Source organism: Actinomadura sp. KC345 (genome assembly GCF_004348515.1).
In the GTDB taxonomy this organism is placed as follows: domain Bacteria; phylum Actinomycetota; class Actinomycetes; order Streptosporangiales; family Streptosporangiaceae; genus Spirillospora.
In genome coordinates, this window is the sequence record NZ_SMKH01000295.1 from 1 (window position 1) to 9,582 (window position 9,582).

Here is a 9,582-nt window from a genome sequence, read left to right on the forward strand (position 1 = left end):
GCCCGGGGACGTCCTGCGCTGGGCCGGCTGCCTGCGGGCCTGGCGGTTCGCCGGTGGGCGCCGGGGGCCTCCGCGGCGGCGGGGTTCGTCTGGGTCCACGAGCGCGCAGACTACTGGGCGGCGGCCGGTGACACGCCCGCGTGCGGCCGGATCACTGCCCGGCCCCCGTGCCGGAGGCCAGGTCGAGGCGCCCGTAAAGGAAGTCGGCGGCGCCCTCGATGACCAGGCTCACATCGATCAGCTCGTTGAGCGTGGTGGACTTGTCGCCGCCGGCCCGCTCCACCCACGTGATCACGGCGTAGTGGCCGTAGGTCTTGGCGTAGGCGGCGCTGAACCCCGACCCGAACGCGGGCACATCCGGCACCTTCAGGGGCGTCACCCAGCCCGCGCCGGTCTCGCGCTGGAGGTCGCGCAGGATCTGCTGGACGCCCTGCATGTCCTTCATGTTGATCACGAAGAACTGGCCGACGTGCTTCTTGTCGTGGCTCACGTACGCGGAGCGCACGATCTGGCTGCAGCCGAACTTGGCGAGGTCGCCCTGCAGGCGGGCGCCCCACGTCGCGGACTTGCAGTCCCCGGTCACCTCGGACTCGGCCAGCGTGAAGGAGTAGGCGCCGCCCTTCAGCTCCTTGGCGGACGCCGCCTCGCCCTCGGTGATCGCGCGGCCGTCGGCGGACCTGTCGGCGATCTCGGCGAAGCCCTCGCCGTTGAAATCGGGCGTGTACGCGGTCGGCACCGCCTTGTTCACGGCGGGCGCGTCCTCCCCGCCGGTGAACACGAGCACGGCCACGACCGCGACGATCACCGCGACGAGCGCGGCGGACGCCCCGTACAGCAGCTTCGGATTGGGGAGCTTGCGGCCGGGCTTGTCAGCCGGCCAGAAGTCCCGCTTGCGGCCCTCTTCCGCAGCCTGGGAGGAGCCTGTGTCACTAGCCTCGATCACGCCCCGGAGCTTAGCGGTCCGGGCGACCACGGCGTGGCCGAAAGGGCGTTTTATCCATATTGCTTGGGGCCGCGGCCGTGCGGCCGGCTCAGAGGCCGTTGGTCCCGATCAGCGAGCCGACCCCGTAGGTGAGCGCCGCGGCCGCGGCACCGAACAGCAGCTGCCGCGTCCCGCCGAACCACCAGGGCCGGGTGGTGATCCGCGACACCAGCGCCCCGGCGCCGAACAGCCCCAGCCCCGCCACGATCGCCGCGGGCAGGAGCGAGGTCGCGCCCAGCAGGTACGGCAGCACCGGCAGTATCGCGCCCACCGCGAACGACAGGAACGACGAGCCCGCCGCGAGCACCGGGGAGGGCAGGTCGCCGGGCGTCACGCCGAGCTCCTCGCGGGTGTGCACTTCGAGCGCCTCGTCCGGGTCCCGGGACAACTGCCGCGCGACCTCCGCGGCGGTCGCGGGGTCGACGCCGCGCGCCTCGAAGGTCGCCGCCAGCTCCCGCTCCTCGGCCACCGGATGCCGGGCCAGCTCCAGCCGCTCCACCTCGATCTCCGCCTCGGCCAGCTCCGACTGGGAGGCCACCGAGATGTACTCCCCCGCGGCCATCGAGAACGCTCCCGCGGCCAGGCCCGCCAGGCCCGCGAGCAGGATGACCCTCTGGTCCGCCCGGCCGCCGGCCACGCCCGCGATCAGCGCGAAGTTGGAGACGAGGCCGTCCATCGCGCCGAACACCGCCGGCCGCAGCCAGCCGCCGGTGACGTCGCGGTGCCGGTGATGGTGCTCCGGCGGCGCGCCGGACTTCCCGCTGGTCATCTCACCTGCACCGGAGACCTCTCGCCGACCGCTACTTCCCGTCCTTGACGCGCTTCTCCTCGTCTACCCGCTCGGACTCGCCGCCACCATCCCCGGTGTCGGAGTCCGTGGCGGTGACGGTCTCGCTGTCGCTGGCGGTGTCGGTCTCGCTGTCGCCGGCGGTGTCGGTGTCGGTGTCGGCTTCTGTTTCGGCGTCGCCGCCGTCGGCGGGTCCGGCCTCGTCGTCCTTCTCCTCGGACGCCGCCTCCGCCTTCTCGGCCGGGTCGTCGCCGGCCTTCTCGATCTCGACCTTGTCGACCTTGTCGACCTTGGTCTCGGCGCCGGACTCGGGTTCCGGGTCGTCCTTCGCCTCGTCCTTCTCCGGCGACTCCTCGCGGGTGTCCGCCTCGTCCTTCGGCTCGGGCTTGTCCTCGCCCGGGCCGGCCGTGCCGGACGGGTCCTCCGCGGCGGTGGCGCCGACCTCCTCCGGGCCTGTGCGGCCGCGCATCGCGTACATGTAGGCGACGGCGCCGGCGAAGAGCAGGAGCGAGGTCCAGACGTTGAGCCGCAGGCCGAGGATCTGGTGGGCCTCGTCGATGCGCAGCGTCTCGATCCAGGCCCGGCCCAGCGTGTAGGCGGCGACGTAGAGCGCGAAGGCGCGCCCGTGCGTGAGAGTGAAGCGGTGGCCGGCCCAGATGACCAGGACGGCGACGCCGACGCACCACAGCGACTCGTACAGGAACGTCGGGTGGTAGGTCGCGATGCCGGCGTACTCCGGATCGAGGCCCGGCCCGCCGTCCAGCATCGGGCGGTGGTCCTCGTCGATCTCCAGGGCCCAGAACGCGTCGAGCGGACGCCCGTACAGCTCCTGGTTCCAGTAGTTGCCCCAGCGGCCGATGGCCTGCGCCAGGGCGATCCCCGGGGCGACCGCGTCGCCGAGCGCGAGGACGGAGATCCCGCGCCGCCGGCAGGCGATCAGCGCGCCGACCCCGCCGAACGCGACGGCGCCCCAGATGCCGAGGCCGCCCCTCCAGATCTCCAGTGCGCGGAGCGGGTCGCCGCCCTCACCGAAGTACCGCTGGTAGTCGGTGACGACGTGGTAGATCCGCCCGCCGAGGAGGCCGAACGGCACCGCCCACACGGCCACGTCGATGATCACGCCGGGGTTGCCGCCCTTGGCCGCCCAGCGTCGCTCGCCCAGCCATACCGCGACGACGATACCGAGAATGATCATGATGGCATAGGCGCGGAGCGGGATGGGCCCGAGGTGCCAGATGCCCTGCGAGGGACTGGGGATGGAGGCGAGCGGCTGCATGACCGTTGACGTTACCGTCTCACGGGCTCCGCGCGTGCCGTCTCTACGACCGCGCCGGGACGGCCGCGCCTCCGCTGCCGGCGGAGGCGGGGGTCGAGGCTTCGCCGGCCTGCGCGACGGTCCTCTTCAGATCCTCCCCCGAACGGAGGGCGTCGCCGTCGACCTTCCGGCCGTTCAGCGCAAGGTACGGGGTGGAGTCGATCCCCGCCTTCCCGGCCGCGGCGCTCGCGTTCTCGACGAGGCCGATCCTCTGGTTCTCGTTGACGCAGGTGGCGAACCCGGGGTCGGTGACGCCGAGGTCGGCGGCCCACCTGGCCAGGTCCTCGGGGGCGAAGCCGCTGTCGCCCTCGGCGGGCTGCTCGGTGAAGAGCTTGTCGTGGTAGGGCAGCCACGTGCCCGCGGGAACGCAGGCGGCGGCGTTCGCCGCCCTCCGCGAGTTGGACATCAGCGGGTCCTGCTGGAAGAGCTGGAACGGCCGGTACACGACCTTGGCCTCGCCCTCGGCGGCGAGCTGCTTGATCGTCCCGCCGATCCGCCTCTCCAGCTCCTTGCACGCCGGGCACTGGAAGTCCTCGTACACCTCCAGGACGGGCGCGGTGACGCCCGGCCGCGCCATCGCGACCGCGCCGTTCTCCAGCCGGGTCACCGGCGCCAGCGGGCCGGAGTAGTTGTCGGCCAGCGGCTCCTCCCCGCCGCCGCGTGACACCGCCACGACGGTCACCGCGACCACGGCCGCCGCCAGGGCGAGGCCGCCGAGCACGACCACCAGCAGGCGCCGCCGCCGCTGCCGGACGGCGTCCCGGGCCCGTTCCTCCGCGAGCCTCCGCCGCGCCGGCTCTCCTCTGCCCTGCTCGCTCATCGATCCCCCGATCGGACACGCTCCGTGTTCGTACGCGTCTACGAGAGTAGCGGGGAGGGGGCGCCCGGTGCCGTGAAAAGCACCGCGCCGCGCCGCCCCGGCGGGGACGGCGCGGCGCGCGGGAGGTCACTTGCCGGAGGCAGCCGCGGCGTCGACCGTCGCCCGGAGGGCGGCCGGGTTCATGAACTGGGCCGAGTCGAGCGGCTTGCCGTCCAGGAACACCGACGGGGTGCCCTCGACGCCGCGCTCCTGAAGGGCGTAGTTGGTCATCGCCTCGACCTGGGACTTCTTCTGCTCGTCCCTGACGCACTTCTCGAAGTTCGGGTCGCTGACGCCGATGTCCTCGCCCCACTTCACGAGGTCGTCGGTCGAGAACCCCTCGGAGCCCTCGGCGGGCTGGAACCGGAAGAGCGCGTCATGGTAGGAGATCCACTTGTCGGCCGGGACGCACAGCGCGGCCTGCGCCGAGCGGAACGAGTTGGCCTTGATGGGGTCCTTCTGCTGGCCGAACAGGTGGAACGGCCGGTAGACGACCTTGACCTTGCCCTGCTCCGCCAGCTCCAGGACCGTCTTGCCGGTGGACTCCTCGAACTGCTTGCAGACCGGGCACTGGAAGTCCTCGAAGATCTCCACCACCGGCTTGGTCACGCCCTTCTGCGCCATCACGATGGATCCGTCGGCCTGGCGGCTGAGCGGGGCGACCGCGCCCTGGTGGACCTCGGCGCGGCCCTTCTTGCTCTGGTAGTCGACGATCAGCACGGTGCCGACCACGACCACCGCCACCGCGACCACCGACCCGAGGACGATGGCGAGCAGCCGCCGCTGCTTCTGCCGCGCCGCCTGCCGCTTGCGTTCGGCGGCCAGGCGCTCCCTGGCGGACCGATCTCGTGCGGCCTTGCTCATTGGTTCTCCTATGGATGGGATCCGCGCCGCCACCCTGGGGCGCGGTCACGGTGAGATTAGTCGACCTGGCCGATGCGCCGGAATTCGTCGATCAGGACGAGCACGAACAGCAGGACGGCGATGACGTGCACCCCGGTGCACCACAGGCAGATCTTGTGCAGGAGCGCCAGCTCCACGGTGACCAGGTAGACGACGAACAGCACTCCGACCCCGGTGCTCGCCACGCGGCCCCACCGCAGCGGCGGCCGGTTCGACCGCAGCGCCCACGGCGTGATCAGCGCGGCGAAGCCGGCGAAGAACGCGAGGCCCAGCAGCGGCATGGGGATTCCGAGCAGCGTGGAGTACTCGCTGGTCGTGACCGCGTGGCAGTCGACGGTCTGGGACGCCGAGCACACCAGCGCGCCCTCGTCGTAGTGGGTCACCGTCAGGTACACGGAGATCCCGATCCCGGCGGCCGTCAGCAGCCAGGCCGGGACGAGGAACCATGCGGGAGCCGCCGGTGGCGTCGCCGACCCGGCCTGGTGGTTCTCCGTCGTGTCTTGCGTCATCGTGACCCTTCCAAGGATCGCGTCACCCGGCGAACACACCCTACGGGAGAGTGGGCGCACCAGAACCAGTGAAACTCGGCGGGGCCCGCCGGAGTTCCCGGGTTCGCACGAACGCCCGGGCGCGGTCAGCGCCCGGCGCGGACACCCGCGGCCAGCTCCCCGGTGAGCGCGCGGACGGCGGCGAGCCCGGAGGCGAGGTCGGGCGCGTCCAGCAGGCGGCGGACGAACGCCGAACCGACGATCACACCGTCGGCGAACGCGGCGACCTCCGCGGCCTGGGCGCCGTTGCCGACACCGAGGCCGAGACCGACCGGCAGGAACGTCCCGCCCTTCTCGATGATCGCGCGCGTCCGCTCCACCAGGCGCGGCGCGCCGGTGCCGACCGCGGAGCGGGCCCCGGTGACGCCCATCAGCGACGCCGCGTACACGAATCCCCGGCACACCCCGGTGATCTTCTCGATGCGCTCGTCGGTGGAGCTGAGCGCGACGAGGAAGACCCGGTCGAGGCCGTGGGCGTCGGACGCCTCCAGCCACGCGCCGCCCTCCTCGGGCGTCAGGTCGGGGGTGATCAGCCCGGAGCCGCCGGCCGACGCGAGGTCGCGGGCGAAGGCGCCGGGGCCGTAGTGGTCGACGGGGTTCCAGTAGGTCATGACGAGGGTCGGGACGCCGGTGGCGGCCACGGCTTCGACCGTCCGGAACACGTCGGCGACCCTGACGCCGCCGACGAGCGCCCGGTGCACGGCGTCCTGGATGACGGGGCCGTCCATCATCGGGTCGGTGTAGGGCAGCCCGATCTCGATGACGTCGCAGCCCGCGTCCACCATCGTCTTCGCGGCCTCGATGGCGCCGTCGCAGGTGGGGAACCCGGCGGGCAGGTAGCCGACGAGCGCGGCCCGCCCCTCGGCCTTGGCCTTGTCGTAGGCGGTCCGAGCGGTCACTGCCCCTCCCCTTCGGGCATCAGGCCGAAGAAGGTGGCGGCCGTGTGCATGTCCTTGTCGCCGCGCCCGGACAGGCACACGACGATCGTGGCGTCCGGGCCCGGTTCCCGGGCCAGCTCGGGGCCGACCTTGAGCGCTCCGGCGAGCGCGTGCGCGGACTCGATGGCCGGGATGACGCCCTCGGTGCGGCACAGCAGCGAGAACGCCTCCATCGCCTCGGCGTCGGTGATCTCGCGGTACTCGGCGCGGCCGGAGTCGTGCAGCCACGAATGCTCCGGGCCGACTCCGGGGTAGTCGAGGCCGGCGGAGATCGAATGGGTCTCCAGGGTCTGCCCGTCGCCGTCCTGCAGCAGGTAGGTCCGCATGCCGTGGATGACGCCGAGCGAGCCGCCGACCAGCGTCGCGGCGTGCCGGCCGGTGGCCACGCCGTCGCCGCCCGCCTCGAAGCCGTACAGCCGGACGGACTCGTCCGGGACGAAGGCGTGGAAGGTCCCGATCGCGTTGGAGCCGCCGCCGACGCAGGCGACGACGGCGTCGGGGAGGGCGCCGGTCAGTTCCAGGCACTGGCGCCTGGCCTCGACCCCGATGACGCGCTGGAAGTCGCGGACCATCATCGGGAACGGGTGCGGGCCCATGACGGAGCCGATGCAGTAGTGGGTGTCGTCGACGGTGGCGACCCAGTCGCGGAACGCCTCGTTGCAGGCGTCCTTGAGGGTGCGGCTGCCGGTGCGCACCGGGACGACCTCGGCGCCCAGCATCCGCATCCGCGCGACGTTGAGGGCCTGCCGCTCGGTGTCGACCTCGCCCATGTAGACGGTGCAGGTCAGGCCGAGCAGCGCCGCGGCCGTGGCGGTGGCGACGCCGTGCTGGCCGGCGCCGGTCTCGGCGATCAGCCGGGTCTTGCCCATGCGGCGGGTGAGCAGCGCCTGGCCCAGCACGTTGTTGATCTTGTGTGAGCCGGTGTGGTTGAGGTCCTCGCGCTTGAGCAGCACGCGGACTCCCGCGTGCTCGGAGAAGCGCTTCGCCTCCGTCAGCAGGCTCGGCCGGCCGGCGTAGTTCGCGAGGAGGTCGTCCAGTTCGGCGGTGAAGGCCGGGTCCCGCTTGGCGGTCTCGAACTCGCGGGTCAGCTCGTCCAGCGCCGCCATCAGCGCCTCGGGCGCGAACCGCCCGCCGAAGGATCCGAAGTGGCCCGTCGCGTCGGGCACCGCACCGCGCGCGGTGTCGATGGTCATGAGAAAACGCGTCCTGTCGTACGAGAAGGGGTCTGCCGGGTCAGTGACTCACAAGCCCCGCCATCGCTCCCGGAACGGCTCCACCTGCATGCCCGCCAGCCTATCGACTCCCGCGGCGTGCCGGGCCCGCGGCCGTCAGCCGCCCTGCCGCAGCGCCGGGTGGGCGCCGGCGGCGACCAGGTCGGCGACCGCCGCGCGCGGTTCCCTGCCGATCACCAGGCTCTCCCCCACCAGCACCGCGTCGGCGCCGCTGGAGGCGTAGGCGAGCAGGTCGTGCGGGCCCCGCACCCCGGACTCGGCGATCTTCACGACGTCCTTGGGGATGAGCGGCGCGACGCGCGCGAACACCCCGCGGTCGACGTGCAGCGTCCGCAGGTCGCGGGCGTTCACCCCGATGACCTTGGCGCCGGCCTCCACCGCACGGGCCGCCTCCTCCTCGGTGTGCACCTCCACGAGCGGGACCAGCCCGATCGACCCGGCCCGCTCGATCAGCGACACCAGCGCGTCCTGCTCCAGCGCGGCGACGATCAGCAGCGCCATGTCGGCGCCGTTCGCCCGCGCCTCCCACAGCTGGTAGGAGGTGACGATGAAGTCCTTGCGCAGGACGCAGACGTCGACGTTGGCGCGGACCTCGGCGAGGTCCTCCAGGCTGCCGCCGAACCGGCGGCGCTCGGTCAGCACGCTGATCACCTTGGCGCCGCCGGCCTCGTAGTCGCGGGCCAGCGCGGCCGGGTCGGCGATCGCGGCGAGCGCGCCCTTGGACGGGCTGCTGCGCTTGACCTCGGCGATGACCGAGACGCCCGGCCCGCGCAGCGCGGCGAGCGCGTCCAGCGCGGGCGGGGCCGCCGCCGCCTGGTCCTTCAGGGCGCCGAGCGGGACCTCTCGCTGCCTCTCGGCGAGATCGGCCCGCACGCCCTCGATGATCTCGTCCAAAACGCTCAAGGTCGCAGGCCCCCTATTTCAGGTCGTTCCGTGCACCGATCGTAGCCGCCGCCGTCGCCCGCCGGAGGGCCGCCCCCGTGCCTCAGGGCGCCAGGGCGTGCGCGAAGGGCAGGTTGCGCAGGACCCCGTAGGCGGCGAGGAGTCCGATGAACGAGTACGCCGCCGCCGGCCTGAACAGGACGGACCGCATCGGCATGCCTCGGGCGCCCAGCACCGTCCACCGCGCGTACAGGTAGCCGAACACCGGCAGCAGGACGAACAGCAGCGGGTTGAGGCCGAACGCGGTGCCGACGTCCCCGTGCGTGAGCGCGTGGACGAGCCGCGTCATCCCGCACCCCGGGCAGTAGAACCCGGTCATGGCCAGGAACGGGCAGCTCGGGTAGTGCCCCGATTCATTGGGGTCGCGGAACGCCACCAGCAGGGCCCCGGCCACGACCCCGCCGAGGACCGCGCCCTGCGGCACGAGTCTCCGGGCCACGGCACGCGGACGCGGGTCCGCATGCGGACGGCCCTCATGCGGACGGCCCTCATGCGGATGGTCGTCATGCGAATGGACGGGCACCCGGGTCACAAGGCCCACCTTAGGCGAACCGCCGGCGGCCCTTGCGCGATCACGCGTCCAGGACGTACCCGACGCCCCGGACGGTCCTTATGGGATTGCCTTCGCCCAGCTTGGCGCGGAGCTGGGCCACGTGGACGTCGACGGTGCGGCTCCCCGCGCCGGCTCCGGGCCCCCAGGCGGCGTCGAGGAGCTGCTCGCGGGTGTAGACGCGGCCGGGGCTGCCCATCAGGAACTCCAGCAGGTCGAACTCGGTGACGGTGAGGGTGACGCGGCGGTCGCCGATGACGGCGGTCCGGCTGCCGGGATCCAGGGCGAGGGCTCCTGCGCGCAGGAGGCCCTGGTCTCCTGCGGAGGCGCCGCTGCGGAGCGCCTCGGCGACGGCGCCGACGAGGACGCGGGGGCCGAAGGGGCGGTCGACGCGGTGCTCGCCGAGGGCGCGGCCGATGGCGGGGTCCGTGGGACCGGTGACGGCGATGACGGGCGCGGGCCGGGCGGCCTCGCTCACGCGCCGGTACAGGTCGGCGGGCAGCGCGGAGGTGGACAGGTCGAGGAC

11 protein-coding genes are annotated in these 9,582 nt (G+C 72.9%); all 11 read right to left on the minus strand.

Annotated features, from left to right (window positions below):
* Positions 1-151: 151 nt before the first annotated feature.
* Entirely contained in the window at positions 152-943 is a 792-nt protein-coding gene (locus E1281_RS32685) for a hypothetical protein (protein WP_131883576.1), read from the minus strand.
* Between the two features lie 88 nt (positions 944-1,031).
* Positions 1,032-1,751 (minus strand): VIT1/CCC1 transporter family protein, encoded by a 720-nt coding sequence (locus E1281_RS32690; RefSeq protein ID WP_131883577.1) that lies wholly within the window; start codon positions 1,749-1,751, stop codon positions 1,032-1,034.
* A 31-nt stretch (positions 1,752-1,782) separates the two neighbouring features.
* Complete coding sequence (gene lgt, locus E1281_RS32695) at positions 1,783-3,045, minus strand: prolipoprotein diacylglyceryl transferase (protein ID WP_131883578.1); 1,263 nt, start codon at positions 3,043-3,045, stop codon at positions 1,783-1,785.
* Between the two features lie 43 nt (positions 3,046-3,088).
* Positions 3,089-3,904, minus strand: coding sequence for a thioredoxin domain-containing protein (locus tag E1281_RS32700; protein ID WP_131883579.1), 816 nt, complete (start codon positions 3,902-3,904; stop codon positions 3,089-3,091).
* Between the two features lie 126 nt (positions 3,905-4,030).
* Positions 4,031-4,807, minus strand: coding sequence for a thioredoxin domain-containing protein (locus E1281_RS32705; protein ID WP_131883580.1), 777 nt, complete (start codon positions 4,805-4,807; stop codon positions 4,031-4,033).
* Between the two features lie 56 nt (positions 4,808-4,863).
* Positions 4,864-5,355, minus strand: a complete 492-nt coding sequence (locus E1281_RS32710) for a vitamin K epoxide reductase family protein (protein ID WP_131883581.1) — start codon at positions 5,353-5,355, stop codon at positions 4,864-4,866.
* A 125-nt stretch (positions 5,356-5,480) separates the two neighbouring features.
* A complete protein-coding gene (gene trpA, locus E1281_RS32715; protein ID WP_131883582.1) occupies positions 5,481-6,293 on the minus strand; it encodes a tryptophan synthase subunit alpha in 813 nt (270 codons plus the stop codon).
* Positions 6,290-7,525, minus strand: coding sequence for a tryptophan synthase subunit beta (gene trpB, locus E1281_RS32720; RefSeq protein WP_131883583.1), 1,236 nt, complete (start codon positions 7,523-7,525; stop codon positions 6,290-6,292). The genes trpA and trpB overlap by 4 nt, the downstream gene beginning before the upstream one ends.
* A 135-nt stretch (positions 7,526-7,660) precedes the next feature.
* The gene (gene trpC, locus E1281_RS32725; RefSeq protein WP_131883584.1) at positions 7,661-8,467 is read right to left on the minus strand and encodes an indole-3-glycerol phosphate synthase TrpC; all 807 of its coding nucleotides are present in this window, start codon (positions 8,465-8,467) and stop codon (positions 7,661-7,663) included.
* 82 nt (positions 8,468-8,549) lie between these two features.
* Entirely contained in the window at positions 8,550-8,930 is a 381-nt protein-coding gene (locus E1281_RS32730; RefSeq protein WP_243717659.1) for a DUF2752 domain-containing protein, read from the minus strand.
* A 148-nt stretch (positions 8,931-9,078) separates the two neighbouring features.
* Positions 9,079-9,582 (minus strand): response regulator transcription factor (locus tag E1281_RS32735; protein WP_131883585.1); only part of this gene is annotated, 504 nt, incomplete at its 5' end.